Raw genomic sequence first — 24,272 nt, forward strand, 5'->3', positions numbered from 1 at the left:
GGGCGGAACCAGCGCCCGCTTTGGGGTCAACGGTGCACGAGCACCGGGATCTTGCTGTGCGTGAGGACCTTGAGGGTCTCGCTTCCCAGCAGGATGCCCTGGAGGCCGCGGCGGCCATGCGAGGCCATCAGGATCAGGTCGCAGCCCTGCGCGTGCGCGGCGTCGATGATGGCTTCGTAAGGATGGTCGCTGATGCTGGTCAGGGTGTCGCAGGGCACGCTGTACTGTGCCGCGGTCTCCCGGATGTAGTTCAGGACCTCCTCGGCCCTCGCCCGGGCCTGGTCTTCCTGGCTCTTGCGCGTGTGTTCGAGCATGGCGGTGTGGTACGCAAGTGCATGGAATTCGGGCAGGGCATAAAAGCCGGTGACCTTGGCGTGGGCTTCGCGGGCAAAGCGCATGCCGCGCAGGATGGCCGCTTCCGACAGCGCCGTACCGTCGGAGGGCATCAGGATGTGCTTGTACATGCTGGCTCCTTGGGGGCTGCGTGGGCAGTCCCGGCAGGGCGCCGGGTCGCCTGCCCGGGTGCGGTGGCGCAACGCGGCTGGCAGGCACCGTGGGCGCCATGAACGCGCCACATGCATGTGGCTGTTATAGGCTCAAGATGGGCACAAGGCAAGCGCCAGCCCTGGCGCGCTTCAGCATTCGACAACAGGGGGAAATGCGCCCTGGCGCTTTATTGGCATGCGATGGGTGCTATCAATGGAATAGCATCTTGGCGCGCAGCCTTCTCGTGAGGATCCACCGCCTGACCGGAGGCCGGAGACGGGATGCGGTAGGCCGCTAGTCAGTCAGTCAGTCAGCCAGCTCGCGCAGCAGTTCGGTCTCGATCTCGATCTGGCGTGCATTGTTCTGCAGTTCGGGGCCCTGGACCAGGAAGGTGTCTTCGACACGTTCGCCCAGGGTGCTGACCTTGGCCAACTGCACGCTCAGGTGGTGCTGCGCCAGGATGCGCGCCACCAGGTACAGCAGGCCCGCACGGTCGCTGGCGGAGATGGCCAGCAGCCAGCGCTGCGCCTTTTCGTCGGGGCGCAGCGTGACGCGCGGGGCGACCGGAAAGCTCTTCACGCGGCGCGACACCCGCCGGCGCGCGGGTTCGGGCAGCGGCCCGCCCGCCTCGATCACGCGCACCAGGTCGCTTTCGACCATATGGGTCAGTTCGCGGTAGTGCCCCGCCTGCGACGAGGCCACCACCTGGAAGGTGTCGAGCGCATAGCCATTGTTCGCGGTGTGCACGCGCGCATCCAGGATGCTGAAGCCCGCGCGGTCGAAATAGCCGCAGATGCGCGCGAACAGGTCCGCCTGGTCGGCGGCATACACCATCACCTGCAGACCATCGCCCGCCAGCGACTGGCGCGCGCGCACCACGGGCCTGGCCGTGCCCACATGGCGCGACAGGTGGCGCGTGTGCCAGGCGATGTCCGCCGCTTCGTGGCGCATGAAGTAGCTCACATCCAGCGTGGCCCACAGGGCCTTGTGGGCCTCGAAGGGCAGGGCGCTCAGGGCCAGCAGCACCAGCGCCTCGCGCTTGCGCGCCTCGATCTCGGCGGCGGCATCCGGCGCCCGGCCACCCAGGGTGCGCAGCGTGGCGCGGTACAGGTCTTCGAGGAGCTTGCCTTTCCAGGCGTTCCAGACCTTGGGGCTGGTGCCACGGATATCGGCCACCGTGAGCAGGTACAGCGCGGTCAGGTAGCGTTCGTTGCCCACGCGCTGGGCGAATGCCGCGATCACGTCCGGGTCGGAGAGGTCTTCCTTTTGGGCGATCCGGCTCATCGACAGGTGTTCGCTGACCAGGAACTCGATGAGCCTGGCGTCTTCGCGGTCCACGCCATGCTGGCGGCAGAAGCGCCGCACCTCGACGGCGCCGATCTGCGAATGGTCGCCGCCGCGGCCCTTGCCGATGTCGTGGAACAGCGCCGCGACGTACAGGATCCACGGCTTGTCCCACCCGCCCGCGAGCTGCGAGCAGAACGGGTATTCGTGCGCGTGCTCGGCCATGAAGAAACGGCGCACGTTGCGCAGCACCATGAGGATGTGCTGGTCGACCGTGTACACATGGAACAGGTCGTGCTGCATCTGCCCCACGATGCCCCGGAAGACCCACAGGTAGCGCCCGAGCACCGAGGTCTGGTTCATGAGGCGCATGGCATGCGTGATGCCCGAGGGCTGCTGCAGGATGCGCATGAAGTTGGCGCGATTGACCGGGTCGCGGCGGAACGCGCCGTCCATCACCCCGCGTGCGTTGTACAGCGCGCGCAGGGTGCGCGCCGACAGGTCCTTGAGCCCCACGGTGGTCTGGTAGAGCAGGAAGGTTTCCAGGATGGCGTGCGGGTCGCGCTCGTACAGGTCGTCGCTGGCCACCTCGATCAGGCCGGCCTTCTCGAAGAAGCGCTCGTTGATGGGGCGCGGCTCGTGGGTCGAGGGGTTCAGGCGTTCCTCGATGTTCAGCAGCAGGATCTGGCTGAGCTGCGACACGGCCTTGGCCGCCCAGTAGTAGCGCCGCATCAGGCTTTCGCTGGCGCGCATGGGCAGGCGCGAGCCGTCGGGCGCCTGCGAGCGGTAGCCGAAGGACTCGGCCACGGCGGTCTGCAGGTCGAACACCAGGCGGTCCTCATGCCGCCCGGCGGCTGCATGCAGGCGCGCGCGGATGAGGCAGAGCACGGCCTCGTTGCGCTCGATCTGGCGCACCTCGAAGGCGGTGGCCATGCCGCTGGCGGCCAGTTCCTTCCAGTTGCGGCCCAGGCCCGCGGCCTGCGCCACCCACAGGATCATCTGCAGGTCGCGCAGCCCGCCGGGCGACTCCTTGCAGTTGGGCTCCAGCGAGTAGGGCGTGTTCTCGTACTTGTTGTGGCGCTGGCGCATCTCCAGCGTCTTGGCCACCAGGAAGGCCTGCGGGTTCATCTGCAGGCGGTACTGGCGCTGGAATTCGGCGAACAGCGCCGCGTTGCCGCACACCAGGCGCGATTCGAGCAACGAGGTCTGCACGGTGACATCGCCCGCGCTTTCGGCCAGGCATTCGGCCACGGTGCGTACGCTGGAGCCGATCTCCAGGCCCGCATCCCAGCAGCTGCCGATGAAGCCCTCCAGCCGCGTGCGCAGCTCGCTGCCGGCCTCGGGGGCGCTTCCATCGGGCATCAGCAGCAGGACGTCGACATCCGAATAGGGGAAAAGCTGGTCGCGCCCGAAGCCGCCCACGGCCACCAGCGCCATGTCCGCTGGGAGCTGCGCCCGCTGCCACAGCGTGTGCAGCAGGGCGCCGGCCAGCGTGGAGAGCTTGCGCAGCAGCACGCGGATGCCACGCGTGGAGGCGCCCGTGGCCTGCAGGGCGGCGAGCAGGGCGGCTTTGTCGCTGCGGTAGGCGTCCCGCAGGGCATGGAGTTCGGTCATGGTCGTGGTGCGCGCGGATAAGGTGCCATGAAAAAAGCCATGCAAGAGTTGTGCGAGCCAGTGTGAATGCCGGTCACGCAGGCGTTGCCGGGCCGGCCGTCAGGTGGCCGTGGCCGTCACGAAGGCGGGCAGCGCGGGCGAGCCGGCCGACAGGGTCATCACCTCATAGCCTGTCTCGGTCACCAGCACGGTGTGTTCCCACTGCGCCGACAGGCTGTGGTCCTTGGTCACGATGGTCCAGCCGTCGTTGCCGAACTCCTTCACCTCGCGGCGGCCGGCGTTGATCATGGGCTCGATCGTGAAGACCATGCCGGGCACCAGTTCTTCCAGCGTGCCGGGGCGGCCGTAGTGCAGCACCTGGGGTTCTTCGTGGAACTTCTGGCCGATGCCGTGGCCGCAGAACTCGCGCACGATGGAGAAACCCTGGCCTTCGGCGAATTTCTGGATGGCGTGGCCCACGTCGCCCAGGTGGGCGCCAGGCTTCACCTGCAGGATGCCGTGCCACATGGCGTCGAAGGTGATCGCGCACAGGCGTTTGGCGGCAATGGAGCACTCGCCGATCTGGTACATGCGGCTGTTGTCGCCGTACCAGCCGTCCTTGGTGATCACGGTCACGTCCACGTTGACGATGTCGCCCTTCTTGAGCGGCTTGTCGTTGGGGATGCCGTGGCACACCACATGGTTGACCGAGGTGCACAGCGAGGCGGGGTAGGGCGGGTAGCCGGGCGGCTGGTAGCCCACGGTGGCCGAGATGGTGCCCTGCTGGGCCATGCATTCGGCACCCAGGCGGTCGATTTCCTTGGTGGTGATGCCGGGCTTGATGTGGGGGGCGATGTAGTCCAGCACTTCGGAGGCCAGGCGGCACGCGAGGCGCATGCCGGCAATGTCTTCTGCGCTTTTGATGGTGATGCTCATGGCGTAATTATCCCATCGCCCCCCGCCGGCTGCTTGGAGGCGGGCGGCGGCCCTGGTCCGCCCGGTAAAATGCCGGGCTGTCCACCCACATGCCCAGGCCAGAGCCCGGGCCCGGGTCGGCGCCTCGACCGTACCCCTCACACCCAACAGGCCGCTACCGTGACCTTGCACATGACCACGCTGGCGGGCGGCAACGCCCTCAGCACCTTCCGCGCCCAGCAACTCCAACCCGCCCTGGAGGCCATCCACCCCAAGATCAGCGGCATTGCAGCGCGCTTCGTGCACCTTGTCGCCACCGACGCGCCCCCCACGCCCGCCGACCATGAGCGCCTGGCCGCCCTGCTGACCTATGGCGACCCCTATGCGGGCCCCGCCGAGGGCACCGCCATCATCGTCACCCCCCGCCTGGGCACGCTGTCGCCCTGGGCGTCCAAGGCGACCGACATCGCCCGCAACTGCGGCATCGCCATCCGCCGCGTGGAGCGCATCACCGAATACCGCATCAGCCTCAAGGCCGGCCTGCTGGGCAAGGCGCCCGAGCTGACGGCCGAGCAACTGGCCCAGGTGGCCGCCCTGCTGCACGACCGCATGACCGAGTCCGTGGTGGCCGACCGCGCCGCCGCCGCCGCGCTGTTCACCGAACTGCAGCCCGCGCCCATGGAGCACGTCAACGTGCTCGGCGGCGGCCGCGCCGCGCTGGAGGCGGCCAACACCCGTTTCGGCCTGGCCCTGGCCGACGACGAGATCGACTACCTGGTCAACGCCTTCACGGGCCTGGCGCGCAACCCCACCGACGTGGAGCTGATGATGTTCGCCCAGGCCAACAGCGAACACTGCCGCCACAAGATCTTCAACGCCCAGTTCACCATCGACGGCGTGGCGCAGGACAAATCGCTGTTCGGCATGATCCGCAACACCCACCAGCTGGCGCCCCAGCACACGGTGATCGCGTATTCGGACAACGCCTCGGTCATGGAAGGCGGCGAGGTCGAGCGGTTCGTGGCCAAAATGGCCTCTACCGCTGATTCAGCGGGCGCTACCAGCTATCAAAAAAGTAGCGCCACCCAGCACGTGCTGATGAAGGTGGAAACGCACAACCACCCCACCGCCATCTCTCCCTTCCCGGGCGCATCCACCGGCGCGGGCGGCGAGATCCGCGACGAAGGCGCCACCGGGCGGGGCTCCAAGCCCAAGGCCGGCCTCACGGGGTTCACCGTGTCCAAGCTCTGGGGCAGCACGGTCGGCAAGCCCGAGCACATCGCCAGCCCGCTGCAGATCATGGTGGAAGGGCCCCTGGGTGGCGCGGCGTTCAACAACGAATTCGGCCGTCCCAACCTGGCGGGCTACTTCCGCGAGTACGAGCAGGAAGTCGCTGGCGTGCAGCGCGGCTACCACAAGCCCATCATGATCGCCGGCGGCGTGGGCGTGATCGACGCGGGCCTGACGACAAAGATCGAGTTCCCCGCTGGCTCGCTGCTCATCCAGCTGGGCGGCCCCGGCATGCGCATCGGCATGGGCGGCAGCGCCGCCAGCTCCATGGCCAGTGGCGCCAACGCCGCCGAACTGGACTTCGACTCCGTGCAGCGCGGCAACCCCGAGATCGAGCGCCGCGCCCAGGAGGTCATCAACCACTGCTGGGCGCAGGGCGCCGCCAACCCCATCCTCGCCATCCACGACGTGGGTGCCGGCGGCCTCTCGAACGCCTTCCCCGAGCTCACGAACGACGCCGGCCGTGGCGCTCGCTTCGACCTGCGCGCCGTGCCGCTCGAAGAATCGGGCATGGCGCCCAAGGAAATCTGGAGCAACGAAAGCCAGGAGCGCTACGTGCTGGCCATCGCGCCCGAGTCGCTGCCGCTGTTCAAGGCGTTCTGCGAGCGCGAGCGCTGCCCCTTCGCCGTGATCGGCACGGCCACCGAGGAACGCCAGCTGGTGCTGCAGGACACCGCCGTGGAGGCGGGCGACCAGAAGCTGCCGGTAGACATGCCCATGAACGTGCTGCTGGGCAAGCCGCCCAAGATGCACCGCGACGTGGCCACCGTGCAGCGCCAGTTCGCGCCCATGGACCTGACCGGCGTGCCGCTGCAAAAGGCCGTGATCGACGTGCTGGCCCACCCCACGGTGGCGTCCAAGCGTTTCCTCATCACCATCGGCGACCGCACCGTGGGCGGCCTGTCGCACCGCGACCAGATGGTCGGCCCCTGGCAGGTGCCGGTGGCGGACTGCGCGGTGACGCTGGCCGACTACAAGGGCTTTGCGGGCGAGGCGATGAGCATGGGCGAGCGCACGCCGCTGGCCGCCATCAACGCACCCGCATCGGGCCGCATGGCCGTGGCCGAGGCCATCACCAACCTGCTGGCGGCGCCTATCGAGCTGCCGCGTGTGAAGCTGTCCGCCAACTGGATGGCCGCGTGTGGCGAGCCCGGCGAAGATGCTGCCTTGTACGAGACCGTGAAGGCCGTGGGCATGGAGCTGTGCCCGGCGCTGGGCGTCTCCATCCCCGTGGGCAAGGACAGCCTGTCGATGCGCACGCAGTGGAACGACGGCAGCGACAAGAAAAAGGTCACGTCCCCCGTGAGCCTGATCGTGAGCGCGTTCGCGTCGCTCTCCGACGTGCGCGGCACGCTCACGCCCCAGCTCGATGCCACCGAGGATGACACCACCCTGGTGCTGATCGATCTGGGCAAGGGCCAGAACCGCATGGGCGGCAGCATCCTGGGCCAGACGCTGGAACAAAGCGGCGACGTGGTGCCCGACGTGGACGATCCGCAGGACCTGGTGAACCTGGTCAACGCCGTGAACGCGCTGCGCGCCAAGGGCCATGTCCTGGCCTACCACGACCGCAGCGACGGCGGCCTGCTGGCGGCGGCGGCCGAGATGGCCTTTGCGGGCCACGTGGGCGTGGCGCTCAATGTGGACATGCTCGTGACCGAAGGCGACGGCATCAGCGACAGCCGCATGGAGACCGGGGATGCCAAGAACTGGGCGCAGCAGGTCAGCGCGCGCCGCGAGGAGCTCACGCTCAAGGCCCTGTTCAACGAAGAACTGGGCGTGCTGCTGCAGGTGCGCACCGCAGAGCGCAACGATGTGATGCAGGTGCTGCGCGAGCACGGCCTGTCCAGATTCAGTCACTTTGTCGGCAAGACGCGTCCGCAATCGTCGGGCATCGACGCCGGCAAGGGCGAGCTGCAGGTCTGGCGCGATGCCAAGGCCGTGTTCAGCGCCAAGCTCACCGACCTGCACCAGGTGTGGGATGCCGTGAGCTGGAAAATCTGCCAGCAGCGCGACAACCCCGCGACCGCGGACTCCGAGCACGCCGCCGCGGGCGCGGCCGCCGACCCCGGGATGCACGTGCACCTCACGTTCGACGCGGCCGACAACGTGGCGGCGCCGTTCCTGAACCTGGCCAAACCCCGGGTCGCGATCCTGCGCGAGCAGGGCGTCAATTCGCACATCGAGATGGCCTACACCTTCACCGAGGCCGGCTTCGAGGCCTACGACGTGCACATGACCGACCTGCAGACCGGCCGCGTCAAGCTCGAAGACTTCAAGGGCGTGGTCGCCTGCGGCGGCTTCAGCTACGGCGACACGCTGGGGGCCGGCATCGGCTGGGCGCGCAGCATCACCTTCAACCCCGTGCTGGCCGAGCAGTTCCAGGGCTTCTTCGGCCGCACCGACACCTTTGGCCTCGGGGTGTGCAACGGATGCCAGATGTTTGCCGAGCTGGCGGACATCATCCCGGGCGCGCAGGACTGGCCACGCTTCACCACCAACCAGAGCGAGCGCTTCGAGGCCCGCCTGTCGATGGTGGAGGTGCTGGAGTCTCCCAGCCTGTTCTTCGCGGGCATGGCGGGCAGCCGCCTGCCGATCGCCGTGGCGCACGGCGAGGGCTATGCCAACTTCAAGTACCGCGGCAACGCCGGCGCGGCCATCGCCGCGATGCGTTTCGTGGACAACCACGGCGCGCCCACCGAGCAATACCCGTTCAACCCGAACGGCAGCACGGGTGGCATGACCGGCGTGACCACGGCGGACGGCCGTTTCACGGCCATCATGCCGCACCCCGAGCGCGTGTTCCGCAACGTGCAGATGAGCTGGACCTCGGGCGACCGCAGCGAACTCAGTCCCTGGATGCGCATCTGGCGCAATGCCCGCAAGTGGGTGGGGTGACGTAGCACATCCTGCTGAGTCGCTTCGCGCCTTCCCCCTTCTCTCAATGGCTTGCCCTGCGGGAAGGGGCGCAGCCGGTGCACGCCCGCAAAGCGCCGCATACGCAGCTTGGCGGCCCTTGCACGGCTGCACGGGCGTTTGGGCTGCGCGGGCCCGGCGGGCTGCTGGCGGCGCTGTCGCGCCGGGCTGCCCGGCAAGTCCTGCTCAGGCCACTGCAGGGGCGCGCTGATACACCAGCAGCCGCCCTTTGTACGCCGGAACATCGGCCAGCGCGGGGTGGTCCAGGCGCTCTTCCACCACGTCAAAACGCAGCGCGGCCATCTGCTTGCTGAAGGCGGAGCGGTTGCCGCGGTTGGGGTCCACGATCCAGATCTGCGCGCTTTCGGCCGCATGGCGGTCGAGGAAGTTGGCCAGGCTGCCTCGTGCGTCGCGCTCGTACAGGACGTCGCTGCCCATGATGAGGTCGAACCGGCCTTGCACATCGGCGCAGGTGTCGGTCAAGTCGGCTCCCCATTGCCCGGTGCGGTACTTGAGCGGCGACATGCCGTTGAGCCGCACGTTCTCCAGCAGGAAGGCCGATGCCAGGGGGTGGCAGTCGCTGGCGGTCACGTCCACGCCGCGCCGGTGGCACACCAGGCTGGCCAGGGCCAGGCCGCAGCCGATCTCCAGCACGCGCTCGCCGCTTCGCAGGGGGCGGCTGGCCATGCGGTGCGCCAGCTGGGCCCCCGATGGCCACAGCAGGCCGAACAGCGGCCAGGCGGCGGAAGAGATGCCCAGCGCTTCGGCGGCACCCTCCGGGTCGGAAAACTGCTGCTTGTCCAGGAGCGAGCGGATGATCAGGTCTGCCGCGCCGGTGATGGCGATGTCTTCTTGCTTGGTCAGGTAGCCGGGCATGGCATGGGCGTGAAGCCCGTGCAGGGGGACAAGCCCCGGGGACCCCAAAGTGGTGGGTGAGGGCGCGAGTATGCGCCTTGCGCGCCGCAGCCCCCATGGCGGGCTGGGAGGAGGGCACGGCGACGGCCTGCGCTAAAGGCTCCCGGGGCCGGGGGGCGGGCGCAAACGAAGACCGTGCGTTGCTATAGTCCAGCCCACGCGCGGCGGCACGCATGCCGCCTTTTCCATTGCTATCTCAAGGACTTCCCATGGCCTCTGGCAGCCTGCTTGCCCTGTTGGACGACATCGCCACCATCCTCGACGACGTGGCCCTGATGACCAAGGTGGCCGCCAAGAAGAGCGCGGCCATGGCGGACGACGTCTCGGTCATGACGAAGGTGGCCGCCCAGAAGACGGCCGGCGTGTTGGGCGACGACCTGGCCCTCAATGCCCAGCAGGTCACGGGGGTGCGCGCCGAGCGCGAGATTCCGGTGGTGTGGGCCGTGGCCAAGGGGTCGTTCATCAACAAGGTGATCCTGGTGCCCGCGGCCTTGCTGATCAGCGCGTTCGCGCCCTGGGCCGTGACGCCGCTGCTCATGATTGGCGGTGCCTTCCTGTGCTTTGAAGGCTTTGAAAAAGTCGCCCACAAGCTGCTGCACGCCCCCCACGAAGACGCCGCCGAGCATGAAAGCCATGTGCTGGCCAATGCCAACCCCGCGGTGGACCTGGTGGCGTTCGAGAAGGACAAGATCAAGGGCGCGGTGCGCACCGACTTCATCCTGTCGGCAGAGATCATCGCCATCACGCTGGGGACCGTGGCGTCGGCGCCGTTTGTGCAGCAGGTCACCGTGCTGTCGGGCATCGCGGTCATCATGACCATCGGCGTATATGGCCTGGTGGCCGGCATCGTCAAGCTCGACGACCTGGGCCTGTGGCTGAACGGCAAGGCCAGCGCCGTGGCCAGGGCGGTGGGCTCGGGCATCCTGCGGGCCGCGCCGTGGCTCATGAAGGGCCTGTCCGTGGCGGGCACCGCCGCCATGTTCCTCGTGGGCGGCGGCATCCTGGTGCATGGCCTGCCCGCGCTGCACCATGCGGTGGATGCCGCTGGCGAGGCCGCCGCGCAATGGCCCGTGGGCGCCCTCTGGCATGTGCTGGTGCCCAACCTGCTCAACGCGGTGGTCGGCATCGTGGCGGGAGGTCTGGTGCTGGCAGCCGTCACGCTGGTGCAGCGCCTGCGCGGGAAATCCACCGCGCATTGACAAGGGCAGGCCGTTTTTCTTGATGTATGTCTAAGGGTTAATACGAGGGGCTTGAGATAGGGCAAGGCCGGTGGAGGGGCATGGCGGTTCAATGGATGCACGGGGGTCGTCCCCGTCCAACCGATGTGAAATCACCATGAAAAAGAACCTGCTGGCAGTAGCCGCCCTCTGCGCCCTGGCTTCCGGCGCCGCCCTGGCGCAACAGGCTGAAGGACCCTGGATGGTCCGCGCGCGCGCCGTGCACCTGGACAGTGCCAACAAGGACAGCACGCCCCTGGGCCTGACCATCAACGACAAGACCATCCCCGAAGTCGATGTCACGTACTTCTTCAACAAGAACATTGCGGCCGAACTGATCCTGACCGTGCCGCAAAAGCACACGCTGAGCGCCTCCGGCACGGCCATCGGCTCGCTCAAGCACCTGCCGCCCACGCTGCTGCTGCAATACCACTTCGATGCACCCGGCTTCAAGCCCTATGTGGGCGCGGGCCTGAACTACACGCGCTTTTCCGGCGTGAAGCTGCCCGCCGGCGTGGACATTGACCGCAACAGCTTCGGCCCCGCGCTGCAGGTGGGCGTGGACATTCCGCTGCAGAAGAATCTGTACCTCAACTTCGACCTGAAGAAGGTCTTCATCAAGACCGACGTGACGGCAGGCGGCGCCAAGCTGGGCACCTTCAAGGCAGACCCCGTGCTGGTGGGCGTGGGCCTGGGCTGGAGGTTCTAGCCAGGCTCCCCCTGAGGGGGACGCCTGCGGTGGACCGGCAAAGCCGGATCCACGGTGGCGCTCGCGTTGACGGTGCGCCAGTTTTCATCGGCTATGACGGATCTAAGTCCGTCGGTAGAAGGCCAGCGATCCGGCCAGGGCCAGCAGCGCGCCGCCGCAGCAGCGGTCCAGCCACAGCACCGCGCGGCGGTGCAGCAGCTTGACGGCGCGCGCCCCGATGGCGGCGTAGGCCAGCATCACGGCGAAGTCCAGGCCCGCGAACACGGCTGCAATGGCGGCGTACTGCGGCCATTGTGGTGCGCTGGCATCGATGAATTGCGGCATCAGCGCCGAGCAGAACAGGTATCCCTTGGGGTTGGTCGCCGCGACCAGGAATGAGCGCGTGAAGATGCCGCGCGGCGTGGCCGCAGGCCCGGCGGCCGCGCCGTCCGCTGCGGCCAGGTCCAGCCCCCCCTGCGAGCGCAGCAGCCGCAAACCCAGCCAGGCCAGGTAGGCCGCGCCCAGCCACTTCACCACCGAAAACCAGAACTCGGACGCCGCCAGCAGCGCGCCCAGGCCCAGCGCCACGGCACCGACCAGCACAAAATCCGACGCCACGGCGCCCAGCATGCCGGGCAGCGACCGGCGCACGCCATAGCGCGATCCGTTGGCCAGCGCCAGCAGCACCGTGGGGCCGGGCGTGGCGATGGCCACCAGGGCCACCAGCGAGAAGACCAGCAGGGTGGCGAGCGTCATGCCATCACCCCGCAGCCCTGGGGCTTGAGCACCCGCTCGGTGGATGCGGGGTATTTCGCCAGCCTGGAGGCGGGCCGGCGCGGGCGCTGCACGAGGTCGCCCCCGCAGTTGGGGCACACGTGGCCCAGCCGGGCGCCGGCGCAGTCGCTGCAGAACGTGCACTCGAAGGTGCAGATGCGCGCGTTGGTGGCATCGGGCGGCAGGTCCTTGTCGCAGCATTCGCAGTTGGGGCGCATCTGAAGCATGGCAGGGTCCTTGTGAGAAGTCCGTGGGAAGGGCGAGCGTATGCCGGGCGCGCGCCGTTCACAAGGTACAGATGGACCCGTGCCGGGCAGTACACCCGCGTCCGCGGCGGCCCCTGGCGGCTGCGCCGCCGGCTTCCGCACCCGAAGGCCCGCCCGCGCCATGGGGATTTGGCCTACACACGGCGCCATCGGCTCGGCTCACAATGGCGGATGCGGTGGGGCTTCGCGCCCTTGCCTGGGTACGTGGCAGCCTGGCGGGCATTGGGCTCCCGGGACGGCCCCGTCGGACAGAACCAGCGGCATTGCCGCGCAAGACGTTTCAAGACCCATGCCTTTGCCCAGCCCCAACGACGACATCACGCGTGGCCTGAACCAGCGGCCCGCGAGCATTTCCCCCAAGTATTTCTACGACCAGCACGGCTCGCAGCTGTTCGAGGAAATCACCCGCCTGCCCGAGTACTACCCCACGCGCACCGAAACCGCCCTCATGCAGCAGCATGCGGCCGACATCGCGCAGGCCGTGGGCACGGGGCGCACGCTGGTGGAGCTGGGGGCTGGCAACTGCCAGAAGGCGCGCACGCTGTGCCGGCTGGTGCAGCCCGCGTGCTTCGTCGGCGTGGATATCTCGGCGGACTTCCTGCAGGCGGCGGTGCGGGGCCTGCGCGACGATTTTCCGGGGCTGGACGCGCGGGCCGTGGGCGGCGACATGACCCAGGGCGTGGCCCTGCCCGAGGACATTCCGCGCACGGGACGGCTGGTGTTCTACCCGGGCTCGTCCATCGGCAACTTCGACCCGCCGCACGCGCTGGATTTGCTGGCCCACATGCGCGAGCTGATCGACGATGACGGCGGCCTGCTCATCGGCATCGACCTGCCCAAGGACGTGGAGGTGCTGGAAGCGGCCTACGACGACGCCGCCGGCGTGACCGCCGCCTTCAACCGCAATGTGCTGCGGCATGTGAATCGATTGATCGGCAGCGATTTCGATGTGGACCAGTGGCGGCACCGGGCGTTCTTCAACCCGGGCGAGTCGCGCATCGAGATGCACCTGGAAGCGATGGCTGACTCCGAGGTGCGCTGGCCCGGTGGCGGGCGCAGGTTCGACCAGGGCGAACGCATCCACACCGAAAACAGCTACAAGTACCCGCTGCACGTGTTCACCGACATGCTGGCGCGCGCAGGCTTCTCGCAGGCCCAGGCGTGGACGGACGACCGTGGCTGGTTTGCCGTGGTGCACGCCAGACCCTGAGGGCCTGTATGACCAATATGGATTTTTGCTCCCCGCTCGCCGTGCTGCTGTCGCGCTACGGGGCCGTGCGGGATCACACCGTGGCCTTGGTGGCGCCGCTGTCGGCCGAGGACTGCGGCGCGCAGTCCATGCCCGATGCCAGCCCGGCCAAATGGCACCTGGCGCACACCACCTGGTTCTTCGAGACCTTTGTGCTCGAGCCGAACGAGCCGGGCTTCGCGCCCTTCGAGCCCGCGTTCCGCGTGCTGTTCAATTCCTACTACAACGGCGTGGGCGCCAAGCACCCGCGCCCGCAGCGGGGGCTGCTGACGCGCCCGCCGCTGGACGAGGTGCTGGCCTACCGCGCCGATGTGGACCGGCGGATGGCGCGCCTGGTGCCCGCCGTGCTGCAGAACGCCGCGCTGTGTGCGCTGATCGAGCTGGGCCTGCAGCACGAGCAGCAGCACCAGGAACTGCTGGTGACGGACATCAAGCACCTGCTGTCGTGCAACCCTGTGCATCCCGCCTATGGCGCCGCCGTGGTGCCCGTCGGCGACCAGGCGCTCGTACCGGCGGCCAGGCCCCTGGGCTGGCGGCATCTGGAAGGCGGGCTGGTGGAGGTGGGCCATGGCGGAGACGGCTTCGCCTTCGACAACGAAAGCCCTCGCCACCGCGCCTACCTGGCGCCGTACGCACTGGCCTCGCGGCTGGTGACCAACGCGGAATGGATGGCCTTCGTGGAAGGTGGGGGCTACGACAACCCCGCCCACTGGCTGGCCGAAGGCTGGGACTGGCGCGTGGCCCAGGGGCTTCGGCACCCCTTGTACTGGCACCGGCGGGACGACGGCGCCTGGCACGAGTTCACCCTGGCGGGCCTGCGGCCCGTGCAGAGCGCGATGCCGGTTGTGCACCTGTCGTACTACGAAGCGGACGCCTATGCGCGCTGGGTGGGCGCACGCCTGCCCACGGAAGCCGAATGGGAGCATGCCGCGCAGACCGCAGGGACAACTGACGCGCATGGCCTGGAGCAGCTGTTCGGCGCGGCCTGGCAATGGACGCAGTCGAGCTACGCCGCCTACCCAGGCTTTCGCACGGTCGATGGCGCCGTGGGCGAGTACAACGGCAAGTTCATGGTCAACCAGTACGTGCTGCGCGGCAGCTCCTGCGCCACGCCGCCCGGGCATGCGCGCAGCACCTACCGCAACTTCTTCCCGGCCACGGCCCGCTGGCAGTACACGGGTGTGCGGCTGGCTCGTGACGCATGAGCGGCTTTGCGGCGGTATCTGGCGCGCTCAGGGTTCCATGCGGAAGGTGTGCTGCAGCACCAGGCGGGCGGGCTCCCCATTGCGCAGCAGCGGCGCAAATTTCCAGCGGCGCACCGCATCGATCGCCGGCTTGTGCAGCGCATCCTCCCCCGTTCCTGACAGCACGCGCGCGGTGCCGACCAGCCCGCTGGGCATGATCTCGAACGACACCGTCACATCGCCGCGCGCTTTGAGCGAGGTGTCATTCAGGAGGAAGGACGGGTAGCGCGGCAGCGGTGCCTCCAGCAGCGTCAAAGGCGCATCCAGCGGAGGCGAAACCTGCTTTTGCAGCAGTTGCTCGTCCTCCTTCTGGCGGAAGCTGGTGACGTGGGATTCGGTCACATCCACTCCGCGCGGCGGGATGGATGATGTGGAGCTGCAGCCGGCCAGAATCAGCAGGCCGAGAGTGACCGGGGCAAGAGGGGATAGGCGGGACATGGCGATCTTGAATCAGGGAGCGCCCCGCGATTCGCGGGGCAGGTCCTCCAGTATCCCGCAACTGGCGCCGGCTGTTGCCGTACGCTCAGACAGCCTCGAGTGCCTGCACCAGGTCGGCCTGCAGATCATCGACGTGCTCGATGCCCACCGACAGCCGCACCATGCTCTCGCTCACCCCCGCCTTGGCCAGCTCTTCGGGGTTGAGCTGGCGGTGCGTGGTCGATGCGGGGTGCGTGGCCAGCGATTTCGCGTCGCCGATGTTCACCAGGCGTGTGAAGAGCTGCAGCGCGTCGAGGAAGCGTGCACCCGCAGCGCGCGGGTCCGCATCGGTGCTCTTGAGCCCGAAGCTCAGGATGCCGGATGCCTTGCCGCCGGATTGCCGCTGCACCAGCGCGTGGTCCGGGTGGTCGGGCAGGCCCGCGTAGCGCACCCATTCCACCTTGGGGTGGCCCTGCAGGTACTTCGCCAGCGCCAGCGTGTTGTCGCAGATGCGGTCCATGCGCAGGGCCAGGGTCTCGATGCCTTGCAGGATCAGGAAGGCGCTTTGCGGCGACAGCGCCGCGCCCGTGTTGCGCAGCGGCACCACACGCGCGCGGCCGATGAAGGCGGCGGGGCCCAGCGCCTCGGTGTAGACCACGCCGTGGTAGCTCACATCGGGCTCGTTCAGGCGCGGGAAGCGGGCCTTGTGCTCGGCCCACGGGAACTTGCCGCTGTCCACGATGGCGCCGCCCACGCTGTTGCCGTGGCCGCCCAGGTACTTGGTGAGCGAATGCACCACGATGTCGGCGCCGTGCTCGATGGGGCGCAGCAGGTAGGGGCTGGGCACGGTGTTGTCCACGATCAGCGGCACGCCGTGGTCATGCGCCACCTTGGCGATGGCTGCGATGTCGGTCACGTTGCCCAGCGGGTTGCCGATGGACTCGATGAAGATCGCCTTGGTGCGCGCGTCGATGTGCTGCGCGAAGCTGGCCGGGTCGCGCGGGTCGGCAAAGCGGGTGGTGATGCCCTGCTGCGGCAGGGTGTGGGCAAACAGGTTGTAGGTGCCGCCATACAGCGTGCTGGCCGACACAATGTTGTCGCCTGTCTCGGCAATGGTCTGGATGGCATAGGTGATGGCCGCCATGCCCGAGGCCACGGCCAGCGCGGCGATGCCGCCTTCGAGCGCCGCGACGCGCTTTTCGAGCACGTCGGTGGTGGGGTTCATGATGCGGGTGTAGATGTTGCCCGGCACCTTCAAATCGAACAGGTCGGCGCCATGCTGGGCGCTGTCAAACGCGTAGGCCACCGTCTGGTAGATGGGCACGGCCACGGCCTTGGTGGTGGGGTCGGGGCTGTAGCCAGCGTGTACGGCCAGGGTCTCGATTCTCATGAAGGCTGTCTCTTTCGTTGAAGGGAAGGGAGTGGCACCACCGGGCTCCACGCATGGCTGGGCGTTGCCGATGTGCCGATGGCGCGGGCCATTCTGGCACTGCTGGCCCGTGGCGTCATCGAATCGTTGGCTATGTGCTTATGACGTTCTTGTGCGCCGTGGGCTCTTTCAGTCAGAAGGCTCGTCCATGGCGCTGTCCATGGGCTCTGGGGTGGTGCGCCGCGCCTGCTGGCTGCGGCGCCAGGCCTTCTCGATTTCCACCACTACCAGCACCACCAGCGCGGCGCCAATGCACAGCGCCAGCTCGCCCAGGCTCAGCGGCTCGGTGCGGAAGATGGGGTTGAGCCAGGGCACGTAGATGGTGGCCATCTGCAGCGCAAAGGTGAGCAGCACGGCGTAGAGCAGCGGGCGGTTGCTCAGCAGGCCCAGGCGCCAGATGGGTTCGGATTCGGAGCGGATGGCGATGACATGCGCCATCTGCGCGAGCGTGAGCACCGTGAACACCATGGTCTGCCAGTGCGCGTGGCCGGTGTGCAGGGCCCAGGCCTGCAACGCCAGGCACAGCCCGCCGATGAGCAGGCCCACGCCCAATATGTGCTGCCACATGCCATGGGCAAACAGGCTTTCGCGCGGCGCGCGGGGCGGGCGCTGCATGATGCCGCGCTCGGCCGGTTCGGCCGCCAGCGCCAGGCCGGGCAGGCCGTCTGTGACCAGGTTGACCCACAGGATGTGGATGGGCAGCAGCGGAATGGGCAGCAGCAACAGCGGCGCGAGGAAGATGGTCCAGATCTCGCCCGAGTTGCCCGTCATCGCGTAGCGCACGAACTTGCGGATGTTGTCGTAGATGCGGCGGCCCTCGCGCACGGCCGCGACGATGGTGGCGAAGTTGTCGTCCAGCAGTACCAGGCTCGAGGCCTCGCGCGCCACGTCGGTGCCGCCCTGGCCCATGGCCACGCCGATGTCGGCGCGCTTGAGCGCCGGGGCATCGTTCACGCCATCGCCCGTCATGGCGACGAAGTGGCCCTGGGCCTGCAGCGCCTCGACGATGCGGATCTTCTGCGCCGGGTCCACGCGGGCGTACACCTGCACCTGCTCCACCTTCGCCCGCAGCGCGGCGTCGTCGAGCGTGGCCAGGTCGGCGCCGGTAAGCACCGGGGCATCGCTACGCTTCACAATGCCCAGGCGGTGCGCAATGGCGCGCGCAGTGGCGGGGTGGTCGCCTGTGATCATCACCGGCGTGATGCCCGCGCTGATGCAGTCGCGGACCGCGGCCTGGGCCTCGGCGCGCGGCGGGTCGATGAGGGCGATCAGGCCCAGCAGCTCCAGCTGGTTTTCCACCGCGTCGATGTCGTTGGTGTCGGGCAGGCGGGCGTGGCTGCGGCGCGCCAGGGCCAGCACCCGCAGGCCCTGTGCGGCAAGCTGCTGGGCGGCGGCGAGGACCTTGGCGGTGTCCAGTGCGGCAGCGCCGTCGGGCGTCCAGTGGGCGGTGCACCGGGGCAAGACCGACTCCGGCGCACCCTTGGTGTAGGCCACGTAGCCGTCCGCCACGCGGTGGAAGGTGGTCATGCGCTTGCGGTCGGAGTCGAACGGCTGCTCCTGCACGCGAGGGAACTCGATGTCGAGCAGGGCCTTGTCCATCCCGCCGGAGCGGGCTGCCAGCACCAGTGCGGTTTCGGTGGGGTCGCCCTGCCAGTGGATGCCCGACGGGCCTTCTTCGTTGTGTACCTGCAGCGTGGCGTCGTTGCACAACGCGGCGGCGCGCAGGGCCTCGGCATGGGCGGGGCCGGGCAGAGGGTCGCCGGGCACCCAGCGCACGCCGTGGGCCACCATCAGTTCGGCATGCATGCGGTTCTGCGTGAGCGTGCCGGTCTTGTCCGAGCAAATGGTGGTGACGGAGCCCAGCGTTTCCACCGACGGCAGGCGCCGCACCAGCGCATGCACGGCCACCATGCGGCGCGCGCCCAGTGCCAGCAGCACGGTGACCACCGCAGGCAGGGCCTCGGGGATGGCGGCCACGGCCAGGCTGATGGCAGTGAGGGCCATCAGCAACGGTGCCTCACCGCGCAAAACACCCACCACAAAGATCACCGCGCAGATGCCCAGCACCGCAATCGCCAGGCGCTTGCCAAAGGCCGCCAGGCGCAACTGCAGCGGGGTGCTGCGGTCGCCCGCGTCGAGCAGCGTGGCCACCTTGCCCAGCTCGGTGTGCATGCCGGTAGCCACCACCAGGCCGCGTGCCCGGCCATGCGTGGCGGTGGTGCCCTTGAAGGCCATGTTGGTGCGGTCGCCCAAGGCGCCCACGTCCTCGGCCGCCAGGGCTTCGGTCTGCTTGGCCACGGTGACGGACTCGCCCGTGAGGGCCGATTCATCCACCTGCAGCTGCGCGATCTCGATCAGCCGCAGATCGGCCGGGATCTGGTTGCCAGCCTCCAGCAGCACGATGTCACCCGGCACCAGCGCCCTGGCGGGCACCACCTGCACGGCTCCGCTGCGCAGCACCGTGGCGTGCGCCGCCGCCAGCTGGCGCAGCGCGGCCATGGCCTGGTCGGCGCGCCAGGCCTGCACAAAGCCGATGACGGCGTTGAGCACCACGATGACGAGGATGACCAGCGTGTCGGTGACCTCGCCCACCAGGCCCGAGATGACGGCCGCACCCAGCAGCACCAGCACCATGAAGTCCTTGAACTGGTCGGCCAGCAGGCGCCACCAGGGGCGGTCTTGCCCTGCCGCCAGTTCGTTGGCTCCGTGGATGGCGCTGCGGCGCAGGGCTTCGTCGGCGTGCAGGCCTGCGTCAGGGTTGACGCCATGGGCCTGGGCCACGGCCTCGGTGGGGTGCAGGTGCGGGGCGGTGGATGGGGACATGCGGCGATCGGTGAGACGGGCCGCACGCCCGCGCAAGGACTTCTTCGGCCTTGCCTTAGTGCGCGACTTGCGGCCGGGCTTTGTAGAACTGGAGCGGGGCTTCCGGCACCTGGTTCAGCACCTGGCGCTTGATCTTGCCCACCACGTGCATTTCACAGGGCTTGCAGTCAAAGCGCAAGGTCAGCTTTTCCTTGCCGTTGATCAACATCAAGGGTTCGGCCTTGATGGTGCCCTGCACACCCGTCACGCCCTTGGCCTGCTTGGGGCAGAGGCTCATGCTGAAGCGCACGCAGTGCTTGGTGATCATGAGGCTGACTTCGCCTTCTTCCTCGTGCGCCTCGTAGGCCGCATCGATCACCTTGACGCCGTGGCGCACGTAAAAATCGTGCGCCTTGTGGTTGAACACGTTGCCCAGAAAGCTCAGCGTGTCCTCGGGGTAGGGCGCTGGCGGCTCGATGGGCGTGGCGCGCTGCAGGCGCTCGAAGTTGCGCGCGCGGTTTGCTTCCAGGTCGGCCAGCGCATCGCGGCGCAGCGCGTTGAGCACCGAGGCGGGCACGAACCAGGGCTCAGTCAGTTGCAGCGCAATGTCGTGAACCGCGAAGATGGTGGCGCCGAAGCGGCCCAGTTGCTCGCGCAGGCTGGCTTCGGCCTTGGCGGCATCGGTGGCAGGCTGGTGCGGCTGCTGCACATCAGTACAGCCCACGTTGCCATCCTCGTCGGTCAGCATCAGGCTGAAGCCGCAAGGCGTTTCGCTCAGGTGCGCCCACAGGCCGATGCGGCGGTCGCTGGACTTTTTCTCCAGCGTGCGCACCCAGTCCATGTCGCGGTTGCGGTTGACCTCGGTGCCCTTGCGCAGGTCCTTGAAGCCTTCCATCGGGTCCTTGGGGTACACGCGCCACTGGCCCACGCTGCGCGCGGACACGGGCTCGGCCACGTTGATGGCCATGCCCACCAGCTCCTTGTGCAGGTCGTAGTAGCACAGGCCGTCGCCGTTGTGCAGCACGGTGGCGGGGTCGCTCACCTCCAGTTCCACGAAGTCGGGGCCTACCTTGGTCACCCAGCCGATGGCCTGGCCCGGGTTCTTGGGGGTGTCGAACGCGCCGATGTCTTCCTTGCGGCCGGTCACGAAGTAGTCGGTGAACTCGCGGTTGAAGTTCTGCAGCGGGTCGGGCGTGAAGGTGAAGGTGGTCCGCCCGCTCGATGACCGGCCCAGTGGCCGACCTTGCGCCTCGCGCTCTTCCAGGATCTCGTCGATCAGCGTGCGGTAGTGGGCGGTGATGTTCTTCACATAGCCCATGTCCTTGTAGCGCCCTTCGATCTTGAAGCTGCGCACGCCGGCGTCGATGAGCGCGCGCAGGTTGTCGCTCTGGTTGTTGTCCTTCATGGAGAGCACGTGCTTGTCGTGCGCGATGAAGCGGCCCTGCGCGTCGGTCACTTGGTAGGGCAGGCGGCAGGCCTGGCTGCAGTCGCCCCGGTTGGCGCTGCGGCCGGTCTGCGCATGGCTGATGTTGCACTGGCCGCTGTAGGCCACGCACAGCGCGCCGTGGATGAAGAACTCGATGTTGGCGCGGCCTGGGGCATCCACCGGCCCCAGCGCCTTGTGCACGGCGGCGATCTGCTGCACCGTGAGCTCGCGCGCCAGCACGATCTGCGAGAGGCCCGCGTCCTGCAGAAAGCGCGCCTTTTCGGGCGTGCGGATGTCGGTCTGGGTGCTGGCGTGCAGCTGGATGGGCGGCAGGTCGATTTCGAGCAGGCCCATGTCCTGGATGATGAGTGCATCGGCCCCGGCCTCGTACACCTGCCAGGCCATTTTGCGCGCGGCCTCCAGTTCGTCGTCGCGCAGGATGGTGTTGAGCGTGATGAAGATGCGGCTGTTGAAGCGGTGCGCGTGTTTCACCAGGCGCTCGATGTCGCGGATGTCGTTGCCCGCGCTGGCGCGTGCGCCAAAGGCCGGGCCGCCGATGTAGACGGCGTCGGCGCCGTGGTTGACGGCTTCGATGCCGATGTCGGCATCGCGCGCGGGCGAGAGCAGTTCGAGCTGGTGGGGCAGGAGGGACATGGGGCGTGATTATTTCAGTTTCGCCATGCCGTGGAGCATCCCTCGGGTATCGAGCACGGGGGCACGGACCTGCGTGACCGGGCGTTGTAGCGCTTCGGTCTGGTACAAAGGGCGCGGCGGGCTGCACTTGCGCCGCGCCTGTGTCCGCTGACCCACTTCCCTCCAATCCCGCCGGCGCAGCCGGTCAACGAGTGAAAAGGACTGTGATGAGTACCTCCCGCAAGAAGAAGCCCACCCAGCTGAAACTGTCTATCAACGACCTCGACTTCTACTACCTGCCGACGCGGATCAGCCTGCCTGGCGTGCGACACAGCGACCTGCACTGCACCATCGATTGCTCGTGGTTCTTCTCGAATGGCGGCGCCCACATGGGATTTGTACTGGACTGCGAAGGCGGGCAAGGCAGCTACAACCCCCATTGCGGCCCGATTTACCGCCATGGCGAGAACCTTTGGTCGGAAGGCAGAGGATTCATCTTTTTCTCGGACGGCACCATCATGGCCGAGCGATGGAACGGCACAGCCATGCCGGGATTGGTGACGGTGGCGAACACATCGGGCGCTACGTACAACCCGGTCACGCATCCGGTGATCACGGTCCACATTCAGGCGGGATACAGGGTCGGTGCATTTGCAGACAGGATGCGCATGGTGATCCACCAGGGCATCACGGTCGACGGCCCAGTCCTTTTTGAGGGAGAAGTGTCAGGAGCCGGATGGGGCTGGGACTGGACGGGGACGCACAAGGCAGCCATCGCTGGCATCGGCCCCCACTTCGTTACCCCCAACGACACGGGCTGCGTGGAGGAGCGTGTCCCGCGCGATGCGCCCAATGCCGCTCTTCCATTCACGAACTTCAAGTTGCGACTGGCGCCCGGCTGAGCGCCCGCCCCTGGCTGGAGGCGGAGCGGGTCCGGTCTGCCAGGAGGTGGCGCTGGTCGCGGCATTAGCCGATTTAATGCCCCACCAAATTGCTATGTCTGCATAGCAATTGCCTGAAAAAGGGAGTGAGGGTGGCTAGGATGCGGTCCAGGCCGCCCCAAAATGGTGCGTCCGATCTCGCCCCTGCCACTCCTGGAGACTTTTACCGTGCTTCGTGCTTCCCGTCTGCGTCGTCCCCTCTCTTTCCCCCTGTCCCTGGTGCAGTTTGCCGCTGTGTCCGCGTGTGTCGCCGCTGCCGGCGCCGCCGCAGCGCAGGACATGCAAACCGTCAAGATCGCCCACGCGGGCCCGGTGTCGGGCGGCATCGCCCACATCGGCAAGGACACCGAGAACGGCGTGCGCCTGGCGGTGGACGACCTGAACGCCCAGAACCTGGTCATCGGCGGCAAGAAGATCAAGTTCGAGCTGGCGGCCGAAGACGATGCCGGCGACCCGCGCCAGGCCACGGCCGTGGCGCAAAAGCTGTGCGACCAGAAGGTGGCGGGCGTGGTCGGCCATCTGCAGTCGGGCACGTCCATTCCTGCGGCGGCCGTCTATGACAAGTGCGGCGTGCCCCACATCACCGCCGCCGCCACCAACCCGGACCTGACCAAGCCCGGCTACAAGACCACCTACCGCCTGATCGCCAACGACAACGCGTTGGGCGCGGCGCTGGCACTGTTCTCGGCCGACCACTTGAAGCTCAAGAGCGTGGCCATCATCGACGACCGCACCGCGTATGGCCAGGGCGTGGCCTCGGTGTTCAAGGCCACCGCCCTGCAAAAGGGCCTGAAGGTGGTGGGCGAGGAATTCACCAACGACAAGGCCACCGACTTCATGGCCATCCTCACGGCCATCAAGAACAAGAAGCCCGATGCGATCTTCTACGGCGGCCTGGACGCGCAGGCCGGCCCCATGCTGCGCCAGATGGAGCAGCTGGGCCTGGGCAACGTGAAGTTCTTCGGCGGCGATGCGCTGTGCACCGAGAAGCTGCCCGAGCTGTCGGGCAAGAGCCCTGCGCTCAAGAACGTGACCTGCGCCACGGGCGGCGCCTCGGTCGACAAGATGCAGGGCGGGGCGGACTGGAAGAAGCGCTACGACGCCAAGTTCCCCGGCCAGTTCCAGATCTACAGCCCGTACGCCTACGACGCGGCCATGGTGCTGGCCGATGCGATGAAGCGCGCCAACTCGGTGGACCCCAAGGTGTACATCCCCTTCATCGGCAAGACCGAGTACAAGGGCGTGACCGCCAACATCGCCTTCACGGCCAAGGGCGAGCTGACCACGCCCGCCGTGACGCTGTACACCTACAAGGACGGCAACCGCGTGGCGCTCAACTGAGCACCGCGGGCACGGCCCGCCACCGCAACGGCCGCCCCGCGCGGCCGTTTTTCATGGGGGTGCCCACGACGGTTTGCCATTACAGTCGGGCCGGTAGCAAGCCGGGCAGGGCGGTCCCGCCGGCTGTGGTCCGGGCACCCCGCCCGCCAAGGAGTCTTTTCATGCGTGCTGTAGTAGGTCTGGCCGGGCTGGTGGTGGCGCTGGCCGTGGTGGGTGTCCTTGCCAGAAAGCAGCTGTCCGCCGTCCGCACGCCCGTGCCGTCGCTGCAGACAGCAGCGCCGGCCGGCGGTGCCCCGGCTTCGGCGGCGCAGCCGGCCACGGTGCGCGACCAGAGCCAGCAGATCCAGCAGCAGGTCAAGCAGCAGATGGAAGGCCTGATGCAGCAGGCGCGGCCCATCCCGGACGATGAGAAATAGGATGAAATGGGCCTCTAGCGCTTATCCTTC

18 protein-coding genes are annotated in these 24,272 nt (G+C 68.0%); 8 read left to right on the plus strand and 10 right to left on the minus strand.

Annotated elements, in window-relative coordinates:
- Positions 1 to 26: 26 nt before the first annotated feature.
- The 3 genes from AC07OD_RS27380 to map all read right to left on the minus strand — a co-directional run bounded on the left by AC07OD_RS27380 (position 27) and on the right by map (position 4,299).
- Complete coding sequence (locus tag AC07OD_RS27380; protein WP_218294565.1) at positions 27 to 464, minus strand: universal stress protein; 438 nt, start codon at positions 462 to 464, stop codon at positions 27 to 29.
- A gap of 328 nt (positions 465 to 792) precedes the next feature.
- Positions 793 to 3,384, minus strand: coding sequence for a [protein-PII] uridylyltransferase (locus AC07OD_RS27385; protein WP_369642747.1), 2,592 nt, complete (start codon positions 3,382 to 3,384; stop codon positions 793 to 795).
- A 99-nt stretch (positions 3,385 to 3,483) separates the two neighbouring features.
- Entirely contained in the window at positions 3,484 to 4,299 is an 816-nt protein-coding gene (map, locus tag AC07OD_RS27390; RefSeq protein WP_218294567.1) for a type I methionyl aminopeptidase, read from the minus strand.
- Positions 4,300 to 4,458: 159 nt separating this feature from the next.
- On the opposite strand from map, the gene purL reads away from it, so the two are divergent.
- On the plus strand, positions 4,459 to 8,466 hold the full coding sequence (gene purL, locus AC07OD_RS27395; RefSeq protein ID WP_494598511.1) for a phosphoribosylformylglycinamidine synthase: 4,008 nt from the start codon (positions 4,459 to 4,461) through the stop codon (positions 8,464 to 8,466).
- Positions 8,467 to 8,670: 204 nt separating this feature from the next.
- On the opposite strand, the gene AC07OD_RS27400 is transcribed toward purL, so the two are convergent.
- Positions 8,671 to 9,360 (minus strand): class I SAM-dependent methyltransferase, encoded by a 690-nt coding sequence (locus tag AC07OD_RS27400; protein ID WP_218294569.1) that lies wholly within the window; start codon positions 9,358 to 9,360, stop codon positions 8,671 to 8,673.
- A gap of 248 nt (positions 9,361 to 9,608) precedes the next feature.
- Between AC07OD_RS27400 and AC07OD_RS27405 the strand changes: the two genes are divergently transcribed.
- Positions 9,609 to 10,598, plus strand: coding sequence for a DUF808 domain-containing protein (locus tag AC07OD_RS27405; RefSeq protein ID WP_494598512.1), 990 nt, complete (start codon positions 9,609 to 9,611; stop codon positions 10,596 to 10,598).
- Between the two features lie 136 nt (positions 10,599 to 10,734).
- Complete coding sequence (locus tag AC07OD_RS27410; RefSeq protein ID WP_218294571.1) at positions 10,735 to 11,325, plus strand: OmpW/AlkL family protein; 591 nt, start codon at positions 10,735 to 10,737, stop codon at positions 11,323 to 11,325.
- Positions 11,326 to 11,427: 102 nt separating this feature from the next.
- On the opposite strand, the gene AC07OD_RS27415 is transcribed toward AC07OD_RS27410, so the two are convergent.
- Positions 11,428 to 12,060: a LysE family translocator gene (locus AC07OD_RS27415; RefSeq protein WP_494598513.1), complete on the minus strand. Its 633-nt coding sequence runs from the start codon at positions 12,058 to 12,060 to the stop codon at positions 11,428 to 11,430.
- A complete protein-coding gene (locus AC07OD_RS27420; protein WP_218340971.1) occupies positions 12,057 to 12,305 on the minus strand; it encodes a DUF1272 domain-containing protein in 249 nt (82 codons plus the stop codon). The genes AC07OD_RS27415 and AC07OD_RS27420 overlap by 4 nt, the downstream gene beginning before the upstream one ends.
- Positions 12,306 to 12,633: 328 nt before the next feature.
- Between AC07OD_RS27420 and egtD the strand changes: the two genes are divergently transcribed.
- Positions 12,634 to 13,554: an L-histidine N(alpha)-methyltransferase gene (egtD, locus tag AC07OD_RS27425; RefSeq protein ID WP_218340972.1), complete on the plus strand. Its 921-nt coding sequence runs from the start codon at positions 12,634 to 12,636 to the stop codon at positions 13,552 to 13,554.
- 8 nt (positions 13,555 to 13,562) lie between these two features.
- A complete protein-coding gene (egtB, locus tag AC07OD_RS27430; protein ID WP_494598514.1) occupies positions 13,563 to 14,798 on the plus strand; it encodes an ergothioneine biosynthesis protein EgtB in 1,236 nt (411 codons plus the stop codon).
- 27 nt (positions 14,799 to 14,825) lie between these two features.
- On the opposite strand, the gene AC07OD_RS27435 is transcribed toward egtB, so the two are convergent.
- From AC07OD_RS27435 to AC07OD_RS27450, 4 genes are all read right to left on the minus strand, one after another.
- Positions 14,826 to 15,275, minus strand: a complete 450-nt coding sequence (locus AC07OD_RS27435; protein WP_218294576.1) for an energy transducer TonB — start codon at positions 15,273 to 15,275, stop codon at positions 14,826 to 14,828.
- Between the two features lie 85 nt (positions 15,276 to 15,360).
- Positions 15,361 to 16,644 (minus strand): O-acetylhomoserine aminocarboxypropyltransferase/cysteine synthase family protein, encoded by a 1,284-nt coding sequence (locus AC07OD_RS27440; protein WP_494598515.1) that lies wholly within the window; start codon positions 16,642 to 16,644, stop codon positions 15,361 to 15,363.
- 168 nt (positions 16,645 to 16,812) lie between these two features.
- A complete protein-coding gene (locus tag AC07OD_RS27445) occupies positions 16,813 to 19,506 on the minus strand; it encodes a cation-translocating P-type ATPase (protein WP_494598516.1) in 2,694 nt (897 codons plus the stop codon).
- 55 nt (positions 19,507 to 19,561) lie between these two features.
- Positions 19,562 to 21,565, minus strand: a complete 2,004-nt coding sequence (locus tag AC07OD_RS27450; protein WP_494598517.1) for a peptidase U32 family protein — start codon at positions 21,563 to 21,565, stop codon at positions 19,562 to 19,564.
- A gap of 206 nt (positions 21,566 to 21,771) precedes the next feature.
- On the opposite strand from AC07OD_RS27450, the gene AC07OD_RS27455 reads away from it, so the two are divergent.
- The 3 genes from AC07OD_RS27455 (at position 21,772) to AC07OD_RS27465 (ending at position 24,242) form a co-directional block, all read left to right on the plus strand.
- The gene (locus AC07OD_RS27455; protein ID WP_218294580.1) at positions 21,772 to 22,446 is read left to right on the plus strand and encodes a hypothetical protein; all 675 of its coding nucleotides are present in this window, start codon (positions 21,772 to 21,774) and stop codon (positions 22,444 to 22,446) included.
- Positions 22,447 to 22,653: 207 nt separating this feature from the next.
- Positions 22,654 to 23,826: a branched-chain amino acid ABC transporter substrate-binding protein gene (locus AC07OD_RS27460; protein WP_494598518.1), complete on the plus strand. Its 1,173-nt coding sequence runs from the start codon at positions 22,654 to 22,656 to the stop codon at positions 23,824 to 23,826.
- Positions 23,827 to 23,987: 161 nt separating this feature from the next.
- Positions 23,988 to 24,242 (plus strand): hypothetical protein, encoded by a 255-nt coding sequence (locus tag AC07OD_RS27465; protein ID WP_218294581.1) that lies wholly within the window; start codon positions 23,988 to 23,990, stop codon positions 24,240 to 24,242.
- Positions 24,243 to 24,272: the final 30 nt, after the last annotated feature.

Source organism: Acidovorax sp. GW821-FHT10E03 (assembly GCF_059415205.1).